The 22,146-nt window shown below is 33.7% G+C and carries 19 protein-coding genes and 4 pseudogenes; 5 read left to right on the forward strand and 18 right to left on the reverse strand.

The window, feature by feature from the left end:
- Positions 1–245 precede the first annotated feature (245 nt).
- The 4 genes from LKE46_RS09550 (at position 246) to hpfG (ending at position 6,675) form a co-directional block, all read left to right on the forward strand.
- A complete protein-coding gene (locus LKE46_RS09550) occupies positions 246–1,400 on the forward strand; it encodes a response regulator transcription factor (protein WP_291721150.1) in 1,155 nt (384 codons plus the stop codon).
- 649 nt (positions 1,401–2,049) lie between these two features.
- Entirely contained in the window at positions 2,050–3,000 is a 951-nt protein-coding gene (gene hpfH, locus LKE46_RS09555; RefSeq protein WP_291721153.1) for a (2S)-3-sulfopropanediol dehydratase activating enzyme, read from the forward strand.
- A gap of 28 nt (positions 3,001–3,028) precedes the next feature.
- Entirely contained in the window at positions 3,029–4,144 is a 1,116-nt protein-coding gene (locus LKE46_RS09560; protein WP_291721156.1) for a 4-hydroxybutyrate dehydrogenase, read from the forward strand.
- Positions 4,145–4,155: 11 nt separating this feature from the next.
- Positions 4,156–6,675 carry a (2S)-3-sulfopropanediol dehydratase gene (hpfG, locus tag LKE46_RS09565; RefSeq protein ID WP_291721159.1) on the forward strand — a complete coding sequence of 840 codons (2,520 nt, stop codon included), beginning with the start codon at positions 4,156–4,158 and terminating at the stop codon, positions 6,673–6,675.
- Between the two features lie 415 nt (positions 6,676–7,090).
- Here hpfG and larC read toward each other — a convergent pair.
- From larC to LKE46_RS09600, 7 genes and pseudogenes are all read right to left on the reverse strand, one after another.
- Positions 7,091–7,522, reverse strand: a pseudogene (gene larC / locus LKE46_RS09570) (nickel insertion protein); the annotation flags it as partial.
- 53 nt (positions 7,523–7,575) lie between these two features.
- Positions 7,576–8,168 (reverse strand): annotated as a pseudogene (locus LKE46_RS09575) (aldo/keto reductase).
- A 210-nt stretch (positions 8,169–8,378) separates the two neighbouring features.
- Entirely contained in the window at positions 8,379–8,849 is a 471-nt protein-coding gene (locus tag LKE46_RS09580) for a flavodoxin (RefSeq protein ID WP_291721162.1), read from the reverse strand.
- A gap of 521 nt (positions 8,850–9,370) precedes the next feature.
- Complete coding sequence (locus LKE46_RS09585) at positions 9,371–10,078, reverse strand: DUF362 domain-containing protein (protein WP_363316040.1); 708 nt, start codon at positions 10,076–10,078, stop codon at positions 9,371–9,373.
- Positions 10,079–10,232: 154 nt separating this feature from the next.
- Positions 10,233–10,403, reverse strand: a complete 171-nt coding sequence (locus LKE46_RS09590; protein WP_291721165.1) for a hypothetical protein — start codon at positions 10,401–10,403, stop codon at positions 10,233–10,235.
- A gap of 10 nt (positions 10,404–10,413) precedes the next feature.
- Positions 10,414–10,944: a flavodoxin gene (locus tag LKE46_RS09595; protein WP_291721168.1), complete on the reverse strand. Its 531-nt coding sequence runs from the start codon at positions 10,942–10,944 to the stop codon at positions 10,414–10,416.
- Between the two features lie 5 nt (positions 10,945–10,949).
- Entirely contained in the window at positions 10,950–11,366 is a 417-nt protein-coding gene (locus LKE46_RS09600) for a cupin domain-containing protein (protein ID WP_291721171.1), read from the reverse strand.
- A 225-nt stretch (positions 11,367–11,591) separates the two neighbouring features.
- Between LKE46_RS09600 and LKE46_RS09605 the strand changes: the two genes are divergently transcribed.
- Positions 11,592–11,867 (forward strand): MerR family DNA-binding transcriptional regulator, encoded by a 276-nt coding sequence (locus LKE46_RS09605; protein WP_291721174.1) that lies wholly within the window; start codon positions 11,592–11,594, stop codon positions 11,865–11,867.
- Positions 11,868–12,012: 145 nt separating this feature from the next.
- Here the strand turns inward: LKE46_RS09605 and LKE46_RS09610 are convergent, their stop codons facing one another.
- The 11 genes and pseudogenes from LKE46_RS09610 to LKE46_RS09660 all read right to left on the reverse strand — a co-directional run bounded on the left by LKE46_RS09610 (position 12,013) and on the right by LKE46_RS09660 (position 21,559).
- On the reverse strand, positions 12,013–12,447 hold the full coding sequence (locus LKE46_RS09610; RefSeq protein ID WP_291721177.1) for a GNAT family N-acetyltransferase: 435 nt from the start codon (positions 12,445–12,447) through the stop codon (positions 12,013–12,015).
- A 47-nt stretch (positions 12,448–12,494) separates the two neighbouring features.
- Positions 12,495–13,032 (reverse strand): annotated as a pseudogene (locus LKE46_RS09615) (cysteine hydrolase family protein).
- A 127-nt stretch (positions 13,033–13,159) separates the two neighbouring features.
- On the reverse strand, positions 13,160–13,339 hold the full coding sequence (locus LKE46_RS09620) for a hypothetical protein (RefSeq protein ID WP_291721180.1): 180 nt from the start codon (positions 13,337–13,339) through the stop codon (positions 13,160–13,162).
- Positions 13,340–13,348: 9 nt separating this feature from the next.
- Positions 13,349–13,678, reverse strand: coding sequence for a hypothetical protein (locus LKE46_RS09625; protein WP_291721183.1), 330 nt, complete (start codon positions 13,676–13,678; stop codon positions 13,349–13,351).
- 33 nt (positions 13,679–13,711) lie between these two features.
- Positions 13,712–13,777 (reverse strand): annotated as a pseudogene (locus LKE46_RS09630) (hypothetical protein); the annotation flags it as partial.
- Entirely contained in the window at positions 13,774–14,058 is a 285-nt protein-coding gene (locus LKE46_RS09635) for a hypothetical protein (protein ID WP_291721186.1), read from the reverse strand. The gene LKE46_RS09635 and the pseudogene LKE46_RS09630, both read right to left, overlap by 4 nt.
- Positions 14,059–14,218: 160 nt before the next feature.
- Complete coding sequence (locus tag LKE46_RS09640) at positions 14,219–14,455, reverse strand: hypothetical protein (RefSeq protein WP_363316041.1); 237 nt, start codon at positions 14,453–14,455, stop codon at positions 14,219–14,221.
- Between the two features lie 79 nt (positions 14,456–14,534).
- Positions 14,535–15,377 (reverse strand): hypothetical protein, encoded by an 843-nt coding sequence (locus LKE46_RS09645; protein WP_291721188.1) that lies wholly within the window; start codon positions 15,375–15,377, stop codon positions 14,535–14,537.
- Positions 15,378–15,460: 83 nt separating this feature from the next.
- The gene (locus tag LKE46_RS09650) at positions 15,461–16,588 is read right to left on the reverse strand and encodes a toll/interleukin-1 receptor domain-containing protein (RefSeq protein WP_291725642.1); all 1,128 of its coding nucleotides are present in this window, start codon (positions 16,586–16,588) and stop codon (positions 15,461–15,463) included.
- Positions 16,589–16,821: 233 nt separating this feature from the next.
- Positions 16,822–20,319, reverse strand: coding sequence for a hypothetical protein (locus LKE46_RS09655; protein WP_291721191.1), 3,498 nt, complete (start codon positions 20,317–20,319; stop codon positions 16,822–16,824).
- Positions 20,273–21,559, reverse strand: coding sequence for an ATP-binding protein (locus tag LKE46_RS09660; protein WP_291721195.1), 1,287 nt, complete (start codon positions 21,557–21,559; stop codon positions 20,273–20,275). The genes LKE46_RS09655 and LKE46_RS09660 overlap by 47 nt, the downstream gene beginning before the upstream one ends.
- Positions 21,560–22,146: the final 587 nt, after the last annotated feature.

The raw sequence follows: 22,146 nt of genomic DNA on the forward strand, positions 1-22,146 counted from the left end.
TAGCTATCATTTTTTGAGCTTTAGGAAATCGATTACAAACTATTATTTATATTTAGTGAAACATACTGGGATAAGTATTTGCAATTTCCTGAAGCAATTAAAGAAATGAAATCAACGAAGAAAATTTAAAAGCAACTAATGCAGATACTTCAAGAATTACATCCTTGGTAGTATCTTTTACAAATACCTCTCTGAAAGAACAGAGTCATATATGGATGATCTGCTGCCGCTAGCGGTGACGATGAATGACGGCTAAAAAAGGGTTGCTGAATGGAATGGAGGAATATACCATGAAATATGAAAATGCCGGCCAGATGAATTTTCTCTTGGAAATATCAGAACGTCAAATCTCAGCACGTGAATTCTTCAGTAACGTTCTGCTGGATTCTCTGGATAGAAATTTCGGCTTGGGAAAGGTACTGATGTTGTTCTTTGATACGCATGGAAAATTTCTTTCATGGATAAACTCGAACGGTATTCTGGTCGACTGTAAAGAACATCCATACAGGAAATTTATTGCGAACGATATAATCAGGCATATAGTTTATGAGGATGCGGTTCGTGACCATTTGACTTATTTTAATGTCATCTCTAGACTGTATAAATCCACAGACATAATCAATCCCGTTGACTATGAGCACTCTGCATATGTTCGCTTTCTAGAGGAAAACTTTCATGCTCACTACAGTGTGACTATGGCTTTTGGCATCAATGCCTACATCCAAATTATTTTTTTCAAGTGTGTGGAGAAAGGTGATTTTACAGATGAAGAAATTGAGGCACTGAATAAAATATATATTTATGTAGCCAATTCCTATAAAAATTTCAAAAAGTATGAACAGGCAAAGATAGTATCAAACATTCAGAGCGAAATCATTTCCTCAGGTGAAAAAGCTTATCTTGTGACTGATGACTTCATGCACATCATGAGCTATAACAAGACGGCGCAGAATTATTTAAAAGATATTCTGGGACCGTCCATCGACAAACGGATTAGCAGCATAAGCTCTTGCAGCTGGCTGCCTTTTCTGCTGGGAGGTGAGGAAGATAACATTACGGAAAATCGTGTTTATACACGTGTTATCAGAAATTATATTTTTAAAATATATACCTATGATCAGCACTATTCGCACGGAATCATAGACAGATATCACTGGATTACTATTTCCAGGAAGGAGCAGGGAAAGATTTCGCGCTATTCAGGGACAAAGCTACCTCTGACACAGGCAGAACAGAGAGTGGCGGAGCTTATGTACAACGGCCTGACCTACAAGGTCATCGCCGATGAACTTGTGGTTAGCTACCATACCGTTAAAAAGCATGTACAAAATATATATACCAAATGTGGAGTAAAAAGTCGTTTTGAATTATATAAATTGCTTGATAATAAAGAACAATAATTGCTATATCCGAGCTACTCTTACAATACAAAATAGGGAATATTCCCTATATAAAATAGTACGGATGCCCTATTCTTTTTTAATATTGGTTTTGATAAGCTTTTCATAGAATAGTTGTTCCGGAGCAATTATTTTAATAGCCTGCTCTATTTGCTTTTGGCCAAAGAAACAGAGTTCAGATATTAAACAGAAAGGAAGATTCAAGTGAATTCTAAAGCAAAAGCTTACTGGGCTATCTGGGTTGGCATCTGGACAGTAACTTATCTCCTTTTTTATCTTGTCAGTCCGTTAGCAAAATACGGAATTATCTGGTGTAGCTTTATAGCCAATTCGCTTTCTTGCGGCTCCTTTACAATCACTTGCTGTGGGAAGCAAACTGATGAGATAATTATGTATTGTATCGGCTACCAAACCATCAAAGGGGATCAGTGGATTCCGCCCGAAGCTCAACTTTGGTCCACCGATCGTTCTTCCCGGACTTTGTGTAGATCCTGTTTCCTATAAAGCAAATATTGCTCGTCTTCAGAAGATGAGAGAAGAGTACAATGCAAAGATGCGGTAGGAAGAATGACTTATTTTTTGAAAATGAATATCTAACTATATCAATATAAGGAAATAGCAGTTACTGTTATTTGAGGGAGGGGATCAATTGTCACAGCAAGGAATTATATTCAATATTCAGCGCTTTACAATCCATGATGGACCGGGTATACGTACAGAGTTGTTTTTGAAAGGATGCCCATTAAGATGTGAATGGTGCAGCAATCCCGAGAGCTGGATGGCTTATATACAACCGGGTGTATATAAAACCAAATGTATTTCACGTAAAAAATGTGACTTGTGTGAGGAGGCTTGTCCTGAGAAGGACATACTGAATTTTACCCGCGGTAAACTCACTTCTATAAATCGTAGTAAATGTACGAATTGCCTTGCCTGTTATAATGCCTGTCCTTCAGACGCAATCAAGCAATGGGGTAAGTCTATGTCGGTTGAAGAGTGCATGAAGGAGATACTCAAGGATAAAGGATATTATGAACGTTCTGGAGGCGGTGTTACGGTTTCAGGTGGAGAACCTCTGCTTCAAAGTGACTTTGCCGCAGAACTTTTTAAGGTTTGTAAAGACGAAGAAATCCAGACTTGCTGCGAATCTACTTTCTACGCTGACTGGAAAGAAATCGAAAAGATTTTGCCTTACACGGATATTATAATTTCAGATATAAAACATATGGATACAAATATCCATAAAAAATATATCGGGGTGCACAATGACAGGATTTTGGAAAATCTGAAGAGGCTGACAAGTGAAAAACGAGAGCTTATTTTACGAATTCCGATTATTCCAAATGTAAATGATAATATGGATAATATGGAAGCCACGGCTGATTTTATCATCCATGAGCTCGGCAGTCGTGTCAGAACGCTGCAGCTTTTGAGCTTTATGCGTCTTGGTGAAGAGAAATATTGTTCATTGGGCATACCTTATAAAATGGAGGATGTGAAGGTCAACAGAAAATCATTTCAGAAGCATGTCAATGAGCTTGCAAATTATTTCAATAGTCGAGGCATCCACTGCCTGGTAGGCACGAAAGAAAAACAGTAAAACAATTTTGTAAATAGGAGAGAGTCATATGAAACTGTTGCAGGTAGTACCTGAAATTTATAAGTTTGACAGCACTAAGGAATTTGTACAATTTTTCAATATTGGAAAAGGTGACCTGATATTGACCAATGAGTTCTTATACAAGCCATTTCTGGAGAAATATGAAAAAGGAGCATATGTTGTATTTCAGGAGAAATATGGTAATGGAGAGCCATCTGATGAAATGATAAACGAAATAATCAGGAATATAGGAGATAAGAAATATGACAGGGTAATTGCTTTAGGTGGAGGTACGGTTATAGATATATCCAAATTATTGGGACTCAAGTATACAAAGGATTCCTTGGATTTATTTGATGGAAAAGTCCCTCTGGTAAAAGATAAAAAGTTGATTATAGTACCTACAACTTGTGGAACAGGATCGGAAGTTACAAATGTATCTGTTGCCGAACTTAAATCAAAACACACTAAAAAGGGAATTGCAGGAGAACAGTTATATGCAGATTATGCGGTACTCATACCTGAAGTTGTAAAAGGTCTGCCTTATAAATTTTTTGTGACTAGTTCTGTAGATGCTCTTATTCATGCATCTGAATCCTATTTGTCTCCAAAAGCTACTCCTTATACAGAGATATTTAGTGTAGAAGCTATAAAATTGATATTGAATGGATACATTAGTATATTGGAAAAAGGACAGGATTATAGAACAAAGATAATTGAGGATTTTGTTCTTGGAAGCAATTATGCTGGTATTGCTTTTGGAAATGCAGGTTGTGCAGCTGTGCACGCACTTTCCTATCCAATAGGAGGCAACTATCATGTACCTCATGGAGAAGCCAACTATCTTTTCTTCACTGAAATATTCAAAACTTATATAAAGAAGAATCCTGAGGGTAAAATCAAAAAGCTGAATAATCTATTATCAGACATATTACAATGTAATGAAGATAGTGTATATGAAGAATTGGCAAAGGTTTTGGATAAATTATTACCGAGGAAGCCTCTTAGAGAATATGGAATGAAAGAAGAGGAAATCGAAATTTTTACTGATGAAGTTATAAAAAGGCAGCAGAGACTACTTGTAAATAGTTATGAGCCTTTTTCAAGACAGGATATAGTAGGGACGTATAAAAAATTATATTAGGAGGGATTTCAATGAGTTTCAATAACACAAATGCATGTGGGACAGAGCCTTTTGATCATACTTACAGTCTGGGTTATCAGGTTCATCATAAAGACTGGTCTCCATTTCCGCGCGTAAATTATCTTAGACAGAAATTTTTGGACAGACCATATGAGATTGATGTTGAGAGATTAAGATTAGTCACAGAGGCTTATAAGAAACATGAGGTATGTCCACGCAAGCTTCAGTGCGCATATGCCTTTGAGAATATCCTGCTGAATACAAAGCTGTACATCCATGAGGAGGATCTGATCCTGGGCGAGATAGCTGCACCGGCCAAGGCATCACCGATATATCCGGAGTTCTCTGTAAACTGGATCATTGATGAAATACTGCATTCCCCATTTGAGGAGCGTGCACATGATCAGTTCTATATAAGAAACGATGAAGAAAGAAAAGAAATCGTAGAGCTTTGCAGATATTGGGAAGGCAAGACAGTTGATGATCTTATCAATTCAAGACTTGAAGAAGATCAGTTCAAGGGTTCCGAAGCAGGCAAGAAGATATTCCAAACAAATCTTTATCATTATGCAGGTACCGGCCATTTGGCTATAGATTATGCAAAGCTGATGAAAGTCGGCTACAACGGCCTGATTGAAAATGCCAAGGCAGCTTTTGGAAAGCTGAGCAAGGAGGACCCGGAATATGCTGATAAGAGAGATTTCTATATGGCAATGATTATTATGCATGAAGCTGCTAAAAAGTATATTGAACGTTATGCAAAGCTGTCTGAAGAGTATGCCGCAGAAGAAAAGAATCCTAAGAGAAAGAAAGAGCTTGAAACCATGGCAATTAACTGCCATGAGATAGCAGGAGGTCCCGCAAACACTTTCTGGCAGGCGCTGCAGTTATTCAATTTCGCAACGACACTCATTCAGATTGAAAGTAATGGACATTCAATTTCCTACGGCCGTATGGATCAGTGGCTGTATCCATACTATGAGGCTGATATGAAAAGTGGTACTCTTGCCAAGGAATTTGCTCTTGAGCTTATCGAAGTTGAATATGTTAAGATGAACAACCCAACCAAGCTGAAAGATAAAGGTACTGTAGTAGTACGTAATGGCCGTGGTTTCGGTGGCGAGAGCCTTACTATCGGCGGAGTAGATCGTGATGGCAATGATGCCACTAACGATCTGACTATGCTGATGTTGGAAGGTTCTGCACATACACGTATGATGAATCCATGGGTTTGTGTACGCATGCATGAAAATACACCTTATGAATTAAAGGTTAAGACGGCTGAGTGTATCCGCGCAGGTTACGGACATCCGAAAATTTTTAATGATGGTCCAGCTATCAAAGGTATGATGAGAAAGGGAATGACTCTTGAGGAAGCAAGAGACTATTGTGTTGTAGGCTGTGTAGAAATTGATCTTCCTGGTAAAGAATATGGTTGGCATGATGCTGCTTATGTGAATACAGCGAAGATGATGGAAATGGTACTTAATGGCGGACGTTGCCTGGATTGTGGTCCTCATTGTTCAAGATGGGAAAAATGTGGAGCTCTTGGAAAACACCTTAGCCCCGATACCGGTAGTCTGAATACTTATAAGAGTTTCGATGAGGTTCTTGAGAGTGTTGACAAGCAGTTTGCTTACTGGACCGATCAGATGTGCAGCAGTCTGAATATTATCGACAATGCACATAGAGCACTCAAGCCTATTCCATATGTTTCTGCATTTTATGAGGATTGTATTGAGGCCGGTAAGGATCTGACAGAAGGTGGAGCTAAGTATAATGGCACTGGACCGCAGGCCAGCGGCATAGCTACCTGTGCAGATACTCTGTCCACTATCAAGCAGCTTGTGTTCGATGAAAAGCGTTATACCGGTGCTGAACTACTTCAGGCAGTTAAGAACAATTGGAAAGGTCACGAAAAGATCCATGCTCTTGTAAACAGCTCAAAGGTTCATCACTATGGTAATGATGACGATTATGCAGATGAACTGTTCAAGTACATGTTCGAGTGCTACTGCAGACATATTAGAGGAAGAAAAAATCCTAGAGGCGGTGAATTTAGTCCGGGAGTATACTCTGTAAATGCAAACGTAGGTATGGGCTTGAATACCAACGCTTCCATTGATGGCCGTAAGGCAGGCGAAGCTATATCTGATAACATGGGACCGGTTCATACTGATGGTGGTTCTCACGATATTTACGGACCCACTGCTATTGTAAATTCCCTGACTAAGGTTGATCACAGTCTTGCGACCAACGGTACTCTTATGAACCTTAAATTCCCGCAAGAAGCTGTTGCAGGTATAGAAGGGAGAGACAATCTCGTAAGTTTTATTGATGAGTATATTGCTAAGCAGGCAATGCATGTTCAGTTCAATGTTATGAGTGCTGCAACGATGAGAGCTGCACAGAAGAAGCCAGAAGATTACAAAGATATGCTTGTACGTGTCGCTGGATACAGTGCGTACTTTGTAGAACTTGGCAAACCATTACAGAAGGATTTGATTCAGCGTACAGAGCTTCATTTTTAATTATCCTTATCCAAATCACAAATTACTACTACCCCTTTTACCAAATGTTCTGAAAGAGACGTAATCATTGAAAACATGGACTCTCAGTTCTCTCTAGTAAAGAGGAACTGAGGGGTCTGAGAAAATATTTATATAAGTGAGAATATAATTGCCACCAAAAAATAAAAAGCGGTGGCAAATGAGTGGCAAAAGATGATATTTTTACTATTTAATTTCTTCTAATCATTGGTATTTCTTACTATTTTCACAATACACTCAGCAGTAGACTGCTGCCAATCAGCCATCGCCTTAACTCGTCTTCTTGGGCAGTCCTTGCATGGTCAATTGTAAACTACTTACGTCGTCTTTTCAATCCTAATAAGCAGAACAACTGTCTCAACGTGCATTAATGCTACTATAAGAAGATAATTTATTTAGCTTCTACTTCATGAAAATGTACTTCATATAAGTTTTTTCCGTGAATCTTTACTTCTGCTTCTGCAACCTTCATAAATATATCCAGACTAAGTTTCTTAACTTTATCACTTAAACCACTCGAATTTATTATTTTCTTTATATCATTTAAATTTCTATGATGATGTCCATGCGTATGGATATGACCTTCGTGGCTATGTTCATATAGATCTTGTTCTGGAATATGTATATTATCTTTTAACATAACATCTACCCTAGTTCCTGTTATTCCAAGTTTCATAGATTTCTCAACTTTTATTTCATATTCAAAATTTAGATTAAGCTTTGAAAGTTGTTGGATTAAGTATTCTTCAGGAACTCCCAAATCTATTAATGCCGCCAAGTTCATATCACCGCTTATTCCACAGAAACAATCATAATATAAAATCTTCATGTTTATAGCTTCTCTCCTTCTCATCATTTCAATTTCAGATGTTATTTTATTTATTAACGATTTTCGAATGTACGTGCCACTTCTTCTAAATTTTTTGTAATCTCAATATGCTGAGGACAGATTTTCTCACATTTTTTACATTTAATACAATCAGATGCTTTACCATATATTTTCGTATAATTATCATAATACACATTGTGTATTGAAAATTGCTGTTTCAATGACTGTTTTTCCGCATTATATAGTGCAAAGTATTTCGGTATTGCAATATTCTTTGGACATCCATCTACACAGTATTGACAGGCAGTACAAGGTATTGCAATGGCTTTATTAATAATTTTGACCGCTTTGTTTACAATCTCGTATTCTTCTGGAACAAACGGCTTAAATTCCTGCATATATTTGGCATTTTTGTAGCTACTGTAAAAGAATTTCTTGGATGACGTTTTACTAATGCTTCCTTTAAAACAACTTCACTTTTAAAATTATGGTACATGTAAGCCGTATCAAAATAAGTAAACCCCCTTTCCAGAAAAGTATCCACCATTTTATTCAATTGCTCAAAATCAATACTCGTCTGATCTTCTTTATCTATAATTGGTAAGCGCATAAATCCGAATCCTAATTTTTTAGCCATAATTGACATCCTTTCTGTTCATAACTTGCAATTTTATAATCCGGGTACTGCAGCATTTTCTTTTTCTACATATCCCCTATTATAATTACCAGCTGCTCATGCTGTTCAATTAAAAGTTTTTTCTTGTTTCGATAGTTTCATTATCCTGCTGAGACATATCAACATATTCAATCAATACTTCAATGGGAAGACCCTCATTTTGCATAGATTTGATAAAGCCTATCCAATTTCATCCAGCCATTTTAAAACATCTTCTTTAACATTTTTTATGCTGCTGCCTGAGATTGCCAAAGCATTCAAAACAGTTGATTGAGGGCAACTTCTTTTAATATCCTCAACACTACTGCCTAAACCACCACCACCATGTGTACAAAACGGTATAATAGTTTTTCCTGAAAAATTATATTTTTCAAAGAGGCTAAATATTATCATAGGTATAGTTCCACACCAATTGGAGTAACCAACGAAGACGGCATCATAGGAATCCATATTCCTGATCTCTGTTTCAATTTGTGGCCTGTAGTCATTTTTTTGTTCCTGACTTGCTCGATCCACCACTGCACTATAGTCATTAGGATATGGATTCACCGGTACAATTTCAAATATATCACTATCTGTAATCTCATGAATTTGATTGGCAAGCACTGCGGTACTTCCAGAATGTGAAAAGTATGCTACTAACTTTTTCATAAATTTCCCTCCTATAATTCTTTTTATTTTTTAACTTCAATTTGTCAATTATTTTCCTCTTATAAAATGAGCTCATATGAAGAAATATCAACCTACCTAAATTTATACAATCTCTGTATTTTACTTCCTTTTATGCAGTTTAAATTCAGATAAAGATTTAACTCCACCTCCTGAATTTAAGAATTCTTTATACCGCTTAACCTTCTCTTCTCTATCGTTATATTCTACAATAATTTCAAAGATTTTTCTTCATGAATTATAATTTATACAAACCTCCCAGAACAGAAAAAGCTCCATACTTATACATAGCAACTTGGATACTGTGGCTAATATAGAACTTTTTCGAATAGTACTATAATGAATTTAGATATTTATAATCTCATACTCTCTTACACCGATACCATGTGCAGCAGCTGTTTCGACCGTATGAATTGCGTTTCTGGAATTCATTCGTTCAATGAGCGCAGCTTTACCCGGATCCGGTGAATTAACAATAGCATCGTAGCAGGCCTGATCAATGGCTACCGGGTCTGTTGATGCAAAGATACAATATCCGCCATCTCTGGCTTGTGTGGATGACTGTCGCAGTCACAGCCAACAGACAATCTGTTGGCTACATTGATGTATACGATATTCTCACTGCCCATATATTCAACTACCGACTTATCCGCATCTGCCATACTCTCTAAAAAGGAATCATGATCAGCTGTCCATATTTTCTCCAACTTACCAACACCATGGATATTTGCCTTTCCATGAGAGGATGCCACCCCAATGGACGTATTCTTAAGAGCTCCACCAAAGCCTCCCATAAGATGTCCTTTAAAATGAGATAGCATCAACATGGAATCATAGCTTTGTAAATGAGAACCAACGAAGTTTTCCCTCAGATGAGTTCCATTGATGACAGGAATGGAAATTTCACCATCCTCATCCATGATATCACATGGGGCTATTTCAGGAAATCCATGTTCATGGATAGCCTTCCAATGCTCCTCTGTAGTATTTCGCCTACCTTCATAGGCTGTGTTGCACTCTACAATTGTACCCTCTAGTTCCTGCACAAGATTCTTAATCAGGGACGGCTGCAGGAAATTATGTCCACCCGGTTCTCCGGTGGATATCTTAATGGCCACCTTTCCTTTCAATTTCACATCCATTACATGATATATCTCCTGTAAAGACTCCGGTGCAATCTCTGTGGTAAAATAAACCTTTGATTTTTCCATAAAAACCTCCTTCTTATTGTTCAAAACGGATATTATAAAGCCTATACACTTCCTCCAGGCTTACAATAACCAGTATTAAACTTTTTCCCAAATCTATGCTTTCCACCCGTTGCATGTCTTGTGATATAAGGTTAAAGTCATCTATATCAAAATTCTACTCTATCCTCTCTTCATGAACAGATTTTGGAATAGCAATGATATTACTTTGTCTGAGCCAGCGTAAAATCACCTGTGCCGGTGTCTTATTATACATATTTCCTATTTCAGACAGCTCCTTATTTTGAAAAATTCTTCGATTACCATCTGCAAACGGAGCCCACGCCATTGCCTTAATATCATATTTTCTCCATGGCCTTACGAAGCTTCTTCTGCTGGCAGAACGGATGCAGTTCTATCTGGTCCACTACTGGGACAACAGAATTATTCAATATCAAGTCCACCAACCGATCTTGTAAGAAATTACATACTCTAATCGCTTTTATTTTTCCTTCCTTATACAACTCCTCCATTGCTCTCCATGAACCATAATAATATGGATAAGATACAGATGAAATTATCGTCTTGCCCGACAAATCATATTCGGATAAAAATGTTACAACTGCCGGTGCATATGTATACCACCACACCGGTATACCCAAGATAATCGTATCATAATCTTCTAGATTTGCAGAAAGCGGCTTGATCGCTGGTTTATATCCACTGTCTACTTCCTGTTTCCCCCGGTCTACTACTGAATTGTAATCCCCTGTATAAGGCTTTACTGTTTCAATCTCACAGATATCTAAACCAGTAGCCTTCTGGATCTTTTCTGCAACCTTCTTCGTGTTATTTGTATATGAATAATACACAATCAACTTTTTATCCATAATATTTAGTCCTCCCATTTTTTATATTCTTCATCCGTTACTGGTTCACACCACTCATTGGAACTACTACCTTCCGCTGGAGCAGATAAAGCTAGATGTGCAAAAGCCTCGTCTTTTACAGCACCATGCCAGTCTTTAATTTCTGGAGCAATATATACCACATCTCCATTCTTTAAAAGCTGCGGATTTTTACCCATCTCCTGATACCATCCATGACCACCTACACAGATTAATATCTGTCCGCTGCCATGATGAATATGCCAGTTATTATGACATCCTGGTTCAAATGTAACGTTACAAATGGTTACTTCCTTGTTATTCAAAAGACTTAAGTAGCTTTTTCCAATAAAATATTGTGCATAAGCTGTATTTTCTTCACCGAGCAAATAATCAGATACCTTCTCCAGTTCTTTTCTATCCATAAATTTTTTCTCCTCATATTTAATTTTTATCTGTATGCTCTGTCATATATCTTCACGCAAGCCTCATGTGACAATGGACATGGATCACACATAAACAAACCACTCACAGTCCCTCTTGCATTTTAGACTTGCATAAGTTTCTTTCATATACTATGATAGATATATTCTAATGCCTAAACCTAACCTTAGGTCAATACTTTCTTGTAAATTTTTTGGAGGTGCTTTATGACTTATTCCATTGGAGAAATATCAAAAATGCTAAATATATCCATATCAGCACTGCGTTACTACGACAAGGAAGGACTGCTTCCTCTTGTGAATAGAACTCCTGGAAATATAAGGATATCAAACAATTCCTTGAATGGTGTGAAGAAGGAAATTCAACAATTGAACAGCGATATGATCTATTCATTCATCAAAAAGAAAAAACTGAGAAACATATTGCTCTCCTACAAAATGCACTTGACCGAATCAATTATAAATGTGAGTTTTACAGAATAGCAAAAGAAAATGAGACAACCAACGTTCCTGGATTACGTGAAGAACTGGCTATGAAATTTCTGAATAAAGACGCAAAAAAAGGATATCAGAGTAATCTGTTGTCCCTCTGCTAATTATATGCATTTGAAATTTATCTTACAGGTATTTACCCTAAAACCATCTTGATATGTGGAATTCCATCTTCTAAAAACTCTTCTGACATTTGCTTAAATCCTGTTTTTTCATAAAATCCTTTTGCATAAGATTGAGCCTCTATTTTTATTTTTCCTGCATTCATCCTCTGCTTTGCAACCTTTATTCCTTCCAAAAGAATTCTATTTCCTAATCCACATCCTCTTTTTACTGTCAATACTCTTCCGATGGACACCTCTTCAAAAGACACTCCCTTGTCAATTACTCTTAAATAGGCCTTAATACCTGTATTATCTTTTAAAAACACATGGTAAGAATATCGGTCTTTATCATCCATTTCCTGATATGCACAATTCTGTTCCACAACAAATACCGCAACTCTGATTTGCAATATTTTATATAATTCCTCAAGGGATAATTCTTCAAATCGTTTCACAATTAATTCCATATATTTGCCTCCGTCAAATTACTACTTTACATTTTTTTATATCCAAATTACAAATTAAAATTTAGCTGTTCCATTTTTTTAGTTATTTCATCCAATGAAATACATTCTGCATATCTGCCATTCCACATAAATTCATTGTAATACTGATAGCTTTGTTCTGATGACATAAATTTATTATTAACAGTTGTATTTGCATGTGCTGGAACTATAACATTAAATCCATATTCAAATCCACTTTTTATAGTAGCATCAATACAATAATCTGTTTGAAGTCCTACAATAATTATATCTTTTTCTCCCCTATCTATTAAATATTCTAATAATCCTGTCCCTCTAAAAGCACTATTAGCCTTCTTATCAAATATTTTTTCATCATTCATCGGTTCAAACTCCTCATATATTTCAAAGCCATCATTTCCTTTTGCCAATTCATTTCCTATTCCATCATCATGACGTACATATATTACTTCTATATTATTTGCCCTAGCCCTACATATTATTTCTTTAACATTAGATACAAACATATTAAACTCATATAATTTTCATTTGTTATCAACTTTTGCGTATAACTACTAATAAAACCATTTTAATCTCCTTTTCAAAATTGGAATTTATCAGTTACAATTCTATACTTTATCTTTCTTTCATTACTACGCTTTTACCTATGATAAATTTGCAAGCACTATATATAAAATATTCCACCAAGCTTTTATCAATACAAATCATATTCATCTTCAATATTAGCCATAACAAATTTTTCTTTCCAAAGTATTCTAACAAAGCGACTTCCCTCATCATATTTGGTATCGCGATATGAATATACTCCAATTGCATGTATATGTATATCTCCAGCTGAATATCTAAGTTCAGCTAAATAGTTTAATATGTCCATGTCTACTTTTTACTGTGCCATCTCTTCTTCTTTTTCATCAAAGTCTATACCACTAAAAAAGGCCTGCTCCCTAGTATCACTAAAAGCTTGATAAATTCCGTATAAATTAGTATAAACAGATATATCGTAAAAATCTGTATATTGTTCATCTTGTCTAAATCCACAACCACATTGCTTGTAAACGTCTAATCGAGTTTGATAATCACTTTCTTGAGAAATAATACAAATATTATATATAGGTGTTTTACAATATTCACAAAGAGGTGGTTTTTGAATTGCAATTATGTCTTCTCTCGATAAATTAGATAAACAACTAAATTCATATTTAAACTTATCCACAACATTCTGTTCATCACAAAATGCTAGATATTCAAAATTCTTATTTGCATTTTTTGACCAATTATATGATCCAAAGCAAACATAAGCAGAATCAATTATAACAAATTTTCATGCATATACTGTCTATTAGATGCCATGCGAAACTTCTTAATTTTCGCACCATATAACTTTAGGTCTTCTATTATGCTATCATATCTGCTATTTATAAAATCGTCATTAATAACTATTTTAAGATTAATCCCATTCGTTAGCAGTTGTTTAAATAATTTCTTATAAACTTCAAAATTAATCCATGCAACAGCTATTTTTACACTTTTTTGTGCACAATTTAATTCATTGAAAATTTCATTTTGCAAGTTATCAGACATTACATCTGTCATAAAATCACCTCTGTTTTGTTATGTAAAGTTTAAAACAACTAAATAGCCACATTTGATATACCATCACAGTCGAGTAGACTTACACCTCACAATGTAAGCCCCTCACAGAATCCGTACGTGCGGATTTCCCGCATACGGCTCCTCATAATAACATTCACAGTTAAAACAGTTTAAAATATATCTTTGGTTTTGCTAGCGGATAATACTTTAGCATTTCTGTATATCCATCCCAGCAGTAGCTTTTCTTATCACTTCGTCTGTTAAGAGTCTTACATAGAAATTTCTGTACTCTATGCAAAAAGTTTGTTATCATCTTACCATTGAAAGATACGCCATAGTACCTATAATGCCCAACCAATTTCAGATTTAATGCCTTTATCATTTCTTTAACCGGCATAATTTAATGAACCTCCCGCTCGATGAAAAGTAACATTTATTCATTAATAATTAGGTTTAATATCCGAAATAGTTGCCTTTTAAATTTCAATCTTTTTAAATTGTTTAAGTATTTCTACTTGATTTTTTATCGAATATAACTCCATTTGATAGCCATATTCAGTTTTTTCGGCTATCCCGTAACATATTATAAGTGAGTTCTTTATTTCATCTACTAAATTAGTGTTTTTTTCAACATATTCATAACTTATAAATAAGTTAAAACTCTTAGAATTTTTGTACTCTGGATTTTTTCCCTTTGTCATAGGAATTACATAATTTGAACCTCTTTTATATGGTCTACTGGTGTTACCTCTTAGGATGCATATAACTTCATTACCATTACTTTGATCTATTATATCAATTATCTCATCTTGTGTCTTAATTATATCTTTTATACTAACTTGCTTTCCATCTTCGACTAATAATTTTAAATCTTCATATTCTGGTTTGATGTTAAATTTATTCTTAGAATCTAAGAGATTCTTAATTTGATAAATAAATTTTTGAGTTGTTTTTCCTCCAAATCTTTTGGCTCTCTTACCTCTTGAAACAGAAGGCGGAGTATTAGGGGTATCCAGTCTCATTGATCTTGGTAGTATAGTTGAAACAAGTACTTCCAAGTCTACATCTCCGCTAAAAGTATTCCTTTGTTTTTCAGCATTAGGAACACAGCACCCGTCTTTATGATTAGTATTAGGCCAATTTTTAAAATGTGGATCATCATGTGATTTACCTCTTGAAAATTGCACTTGTGAATTGCAAAATATACACTTAAACTGCCTTCGATCTTCTTCATTATATGAATTATAATTTTCATCAATTTCAATAGCGCTCACAGGATCTTCAAAATTTCTATACCTTGCATGGCTCATTCTAGACACAGTTAGCCATCTCCTTTTTAATGCATTCTCTATGATTCGTTTATTACTAATTTTTTTGCACTTTTATGTGTATCAAAATTATATCAGTTATTACCAGACTCCTTTAGCTTAAAAATCAGATGACACTGTCGCATTTCTTCGATCAACTCAAGAACAGCTTCTGCATCAACTTCTGCAACTTTAAATGAAATGCCGATTATATGTAAATCTGTCTTACGCGAATCCAATTCTTTTTTATTTCTTATCCATAAATGAAAATTCTCTTTGTACTTATAGGTGCCTACATTTCCTTTTACATATGTAAAAATATCTTCATTATCCGATATCACAGAAGAAATTGCTGCTTCATCATTTAAGCAATCATAAGTTTTATTGAGATAAAACTCCATACCCATCCACTCATTACAAATTCCTGCTTTTAAAACCACTTCTTTCAATAAATTGAATGACTTTGCAAAATTTTGCGTTGATAGCTTTATTATAAGCCTATGATTTTGATTCGGGTAACCATTCGTTGGTTCCTTTTCTTCTCCCTCGATTTCAATTTGTATACCCCCAACAAGAACTTTCTTGTGATAAGCCGCATATTGAATATTTTGGGAATCAAGATATTCTTTTATATCCGAAAAATACTTATCAATATCATATCTTATAATATTTTTATTGTTAGTTGAATCATAATATTGAGAACACCTTTCATATTTAATATATGAAAAAATATCACTTAGTTGTAAAGACAAAGAGGGTTCTGTAACAGAACTAAAGACTGCCTTATAATCTGCCTCTGTAAATGCCTCACTAAACTTTAGATTGAACTTTCTGTTTATCACAGTAATGAAATTATTAAGACTATCCGCCAAATTAATGTCAAATCCCTGCAATAAATTGAGTGGTGCTTTAAGCTGACCAATGTTTACACCTATACCAACAGGTATAACTTCAATATTTTTAGAGTAAGCAAATCCGGCCTCAAAATATATCCATGCGGAATCAATCGAGGTAGGAGTAACAAACACAAACATTATTTGGGCATTATTAAGTCCCTCCTCAATCTTATGTACCCAATTGTGCCCAAACGGTATGCTTTGTCCATCACTAGACATAAAAATATCTAGGACATTAGCAGTTATTGCAGTAATTCTATTTTTTATCGGTAGAATGGTTGAACTATCTAGGCTCGAATGACTAAAGAAAATTGTAGGTTTATACATATACTCATCTTCTTTCAATATAATCTATTTATTTAATTTAATTGTCCAAATATTTTCTAATTGATTTTATCTATAAATCGACCTTTTTTCACATGATAAACACTAATACTCATTGTGCTATTCCATAAACCTTGTTGAACTTCCGGTTATTAGCCTAACAGGAAGCTTATTAATCTAGCTGTTTTATGACACCCTAAATTTTACTAACTTTGATAATAGAAGCATATATTCTTTTATATCTCAAGATCTTGTTTTATATCTTTAATTTCTTCAATCTGTTTTATTGAATCTGCCATTTTTGATAATAAAAATTTATCTAACAAATCATAACAAAATTCATTCCAACTTCCTGGTTCATTAATCGTTTCTCCGTTAAATCCAAAGCCTCTTCTATATTCAATTACGTTGTTTCCTGTAAACCATAATATATGTGTTTTAAGAATCTCAGCAAGTCCTGTTTCAATATCTTCTTCAGAAAGATTTTTATAATAAAAATACGAAAAATATTCCAAGTTACTCTTGATTGAACTAAGTCTTACATTATTATCTTCCTCACTTTTGTAATCTTCAACAATTCTGCTTAATACTTTTAATATTTGTTTGTCATCTAAAAAAGTAAATACTGCTTCATATGCACGATCAGCGCCATCAAAATCCCATGAGTATTTATATTTTCTTTGAAGCAATGTATCTAACAATGGCAATATATGATTATCAATATTTAGTTTTCCATCATACTTTTTAACTATTTCACTTATATAATCCCATCTAAAATTATTATCCATTTCATCCTTATTTCTTTGTTCATTGTAATCGTTTATTACATACATAACAGCTTCTTCGCAAGACATACTTTCTATTTTCTCGTTAAGTTCCAACAAATCTCTTTTAAATTTATTTTTATCTTCAAACCATCTATCAGGCAATCTATAATCATAGGTTCCTTTATCTGCAAGATACTCCTCTTCTGCAATTTCTTTTAATGAATTATCCAAATCCTTATATCCAAATTTCTTTCCTACTAACAATATACATGTTCTTAAATCATGTATATAAACCTTTTTTATATTATTTGAACTATCATATTTATTGCTATACTTATTAATTTTAAAAATAGCTGCACTCACTCTCCAAATGTTTTTAAGTTCGTTATTACTAATCTCTGCAACTTCAAGTAAAGATATTAGACCATCATAAACAGTATATAACCAATCTTTATCCCATTCTTCTTGTAAAGAAGCAAATCTCCATAGGTTTCCATACCCCATTTTTCCTGCACTAGATGCTATTGAAGCATTAATAAATACACCTGCTCTATTATCTCCAAGCTTTGATGCATTTTCAGAAACATTAAGTAATTCAACTCCAATATCCTCCCAGTGATTGTTGCTATAATTTGTTAATGTTTCAAACCATCTTAAAGGCATATATAAAGAGTATTCCTTTCTTCCTGTATATCCAATAGATTTTCGATTTAGCTTCTCTCTAACTTTCTCTATTCTAGATGACCATTTAACCAGTCCACCAAGAAAAATAAATTTTTCTCCTATATCATACATGTCAGATATTTCTGATTTCCAAATTTCTCCATTATCTCCAACCCAGTGTTCAAACAAATCATCTAATAACTTGATTTCATTTTTATCTTTTAAGTAATTCCAATAAACATCAATATTCTTGCTATAGTCTAGCTTAACTACTTGTTCTTTTATTACTTTATATAGAACACTATCAAAATAATTGCTAACCTCATTATTAATAAACATAAATACTCTAACTAATAGTTTTTCAATTTCAAAGCCACCCACTTCATGACGTCCGATTGGATTATCATCATTTACTAATACTCTAAAAATTGATTCAAACTCATTATGTTCACTATTATTTAGTTGTAGTCCACCTTTAAATTTTCTAATTAAATCTCCAAGATAGCTGCTGACTGTAACTAAATCCATTATAGCAATTTTCTCTCTTTTTGAACTTTTGCCTTCTCTATACGAATTCAAAACCTTATTAATAATGTAATCAAAATTCTTATGTAAGTACGCCAATATAAAGGAAATGATAACATAACCTTCAAACGAATCTTTAGTTAAATCGAAATACTCATCTTTAATATAATCGAATTCCTGTTCTTTTATATCCTTAATCCATTTATTAAATCTAACTGAATCTCCAGATAATATAACCCACAATAAACATCTTAAAATAAACATTTTTGAACCATTGTTTCTTGAATAAAAATTATCTAATAGTATTTTTGCATGCTCAATTTTGTTTTTATCAATTAAACTTAAAACAAAATCCTCCATATCCCTACTATAATGTATCCTCAAGCTACTCAATGTTCTCGCAAGGCTCTCTTCATCACAAAATAGTTCTCCTTCCTTAAGCCAGCCCCTATAAAATAATGCTTTTGCCTTTTTATAATAATCAGGAATATTATCATCAATTTTTTCTTTTTTAAAGTTAATACCTGTGTGTTGACATACTTCACCCCATTTTTCTAATATTGGTCCAATCGAATGTTCAAATATATATCTACCATCTTTTATTTCGATTTCATTGTTGCTACGAAGCAAATCAAAAATATTTTCAGGACTATATGTACTAAACCATCTATCCATTATGCTTTTAGCTCTGGAGATTTCATTTTCATTTATAAGCCAAAGTACTTCGTTCAAAACATCATTTAAATCATACTTAGTTAATAAGTCCTTACTTTTTACCTTACTTTCAGATTGCAATACAGAAGGTAACTTAATAGTACCTTGGTAATCTTTATCAAGCCATTGCATAGATTGTTTGAACTGATAGAATGTCGAAATAGCACAACTAAATGAATTTATTTTTCGTAAATCAGATACTTTTGTAAGTGATTTTATTGTTAATTCTAATTGATCTTCAATTTCAATAATTGGTCTTGATAAAGCTATTGCCTCCATAACATACTGCGCAGTAAATACATCAATAAATTTATCTTCTTTTTCTGCCAATTTTAACATTCTAAACACAATTTCATGTTTAGATAAAAAATCATCACTCCTACTAGTATAGAAATTAGCTATTTTATAAGCTATTTCTTTCATTTCTTTTGGACTTTTTCTCAAATATTTTTCTAAATATATTCTGAAATCATTATGTAAAATTCTAAAGCCATCCTGTTCTTCTATTAAGACAGGATATAACTTTCTTAATACACTCTTCCAAACTCTTTCTTGTATATTTGCATCATCATAAATACTTGCTAATAACTCCGAACTAAGTTTTCTATTTATTAATCCAATTGCACCTGCTAATAAATAATCTACAAAAAGGACTGACGGTATTAGTTCAAGGGCAGATTTCCATGTATATTCATAATAAGCCATTAACCCCGAGGACAAATTCTTTTCTCTCAACCTCAATCCTAGTTCTTCTATACTTTTACATTGTTTGGCCTCATATATCGCATATATAACAGGTAATGTGTTCCCTTCAAAAATATCCATTATTAACCTAATGACTGATTCAGTATATTCTTTACTTATTGAGGTGATTTCTTTTTTATAGAGCTCTATAACGTCTGATTTACCCAACCTTGGAATTTCAAGCTTAAGTAATTTATCATTTTCATAACTTAGCCAATCAGGATAAGATGGATATTCAAGTATAGGTTGTCCTACAATAAGAAAACACACTTTATCAGGTACGCCTTCTGGAGGTATTATGGCTTTCAGCTCTTGCAGCATGATCAATTCCATCTATGGCAATAACAGTTGTTCTATTTTCTTCATTTGCCAAAATCTCAGCTAATCTTAGTACTTCTTTTCTCAATGTATCATCAGAATCTATAAGCTCATTTGATATTGGAACTCTATATTTTGATAAGTTTCCTTTCAGCCTACTTCTAAGCTGGATTAGTAAATCACCCCATAGAGCTCTTGGACTACTAACACCTTTATCTGCTGGTAAATATTTATCTTCTGGAGTTATTGGTTTATACGAATAAAATCTCAGCGAAATCACAGAATCAATTTTATTAGTTAGATAGCTTACAATACTGGTTTTTCCACTACCTGGGTCACCAGATAAAAATATCACCGGCTGTTCTCTGTTTCTAAGCTTACTCTCTAAATCATTAATAAATTGAATCCTACTTGGAAAGAATGGGCTTGGAACTTTTAAGTCATGTATACCTTGAAATGAATCAGAATGTAATGATAATGCTTGATATACATCTTCTTTGTTTATCTCTTCACTCGTTCTAAATGTTGTAGTCCAGTCCATTAAAGAATAGCACAATTTCTGGTATTGTCCTATAGCAATATCTTCACCAACACGAAAAGTATCTCTGATTTTATTAATAATCTCTTTTCTAACAATATCTAAATCACCTTCATTTGCTTTAATATCAAGACACTTAAGAAATTCCATTTTTTCATCTTCTGAGTCGAGTACAGACAGCTCATTTATCCACTCATTCCAAGCAATTTCCCAAGTTTCTTCAACTGCTATATCTTTTAATGATCTGGCAACATTAATTTTATTTCTTATATATGGCCAAAAATCTTCGAGTGCAGGACGCTCGTATTTATTGTTTTTATCTACTACCTTCGTATACTTATTTTTCCCAAACTTTCTATTAGTAAACAAGATAACTTTACAATAGATTCCTTCGTCTTTCTTGATTTTTTTCCAATCCCTTGCAAATTGAGACAAATAGGAATTACTCTTATCTCCTTTTAAAATAAGATCAGTGAAAGTTAAAGAATCATTTTCTCTCGTATGCTTAATTTGCATACAATCTTTTCTTCCATCACTATAATTGATAACAACATCATCAAGCCCTTGTAGTTGAGATGCTTGCAGTATTACAGATTTGATATTAGTATCTTCGTTTAACATATCAACTACATATAGTAATCCTATAGACCATTCATACCAGTATGGATCAGCAATTCCTGCTGATAAATTACTCGGAATTGTCATACTTTTTACCTCCAATACTTCGATCATTTTTCATACTTTTAATAATTATTACTTATTTATGAAAGAACAAGTATATTACTGATGCCACTTTTCTCCATTTACCACTTTTCTCCATTTACCACCTATCATTTTTTAGCCCCAATAGTTTTATTAGTCTTATGAACTTCACATTATAGACATAATGATAAGCTGGTCTGATTTGCATCATTTCGAATTTTACTCATAATAACTGTGTTATACATTACGCCCTCCTATACCATTATTCTACAAATTGTAATATTTCCCTTTAAATTATTATACCTTTTAGCTAAAAATAATGAATAAGTGCATTTTTAATATTCTTTTAAAATAAAAAAATTTATTAACTCTAGTAAAATCCATAAAAATCCCTTGCTTTTTCTCATGAAATAGCAAGGGATTTTAGATGATATTTTTAATTTTTGTACTTCTTATCATGTATTGATATTTTTCACAATATCTCTTTTTTCTAACTCTATTCTTTTGTGTTCCCACACTCCAAATCAATAACCACAGAAACGTTAATATATTTTTTTAACTGTTTATTACGGATTTTATCCCCTTCACTC

Origin of the sequence: Clostridium sp., assembly GCF_022482905.1 — a bacterium.
Lineage (GTDB): Bacteria > Bacillota > Clostridia > Clostridiales > Clostridiaceae > Clostridium_B.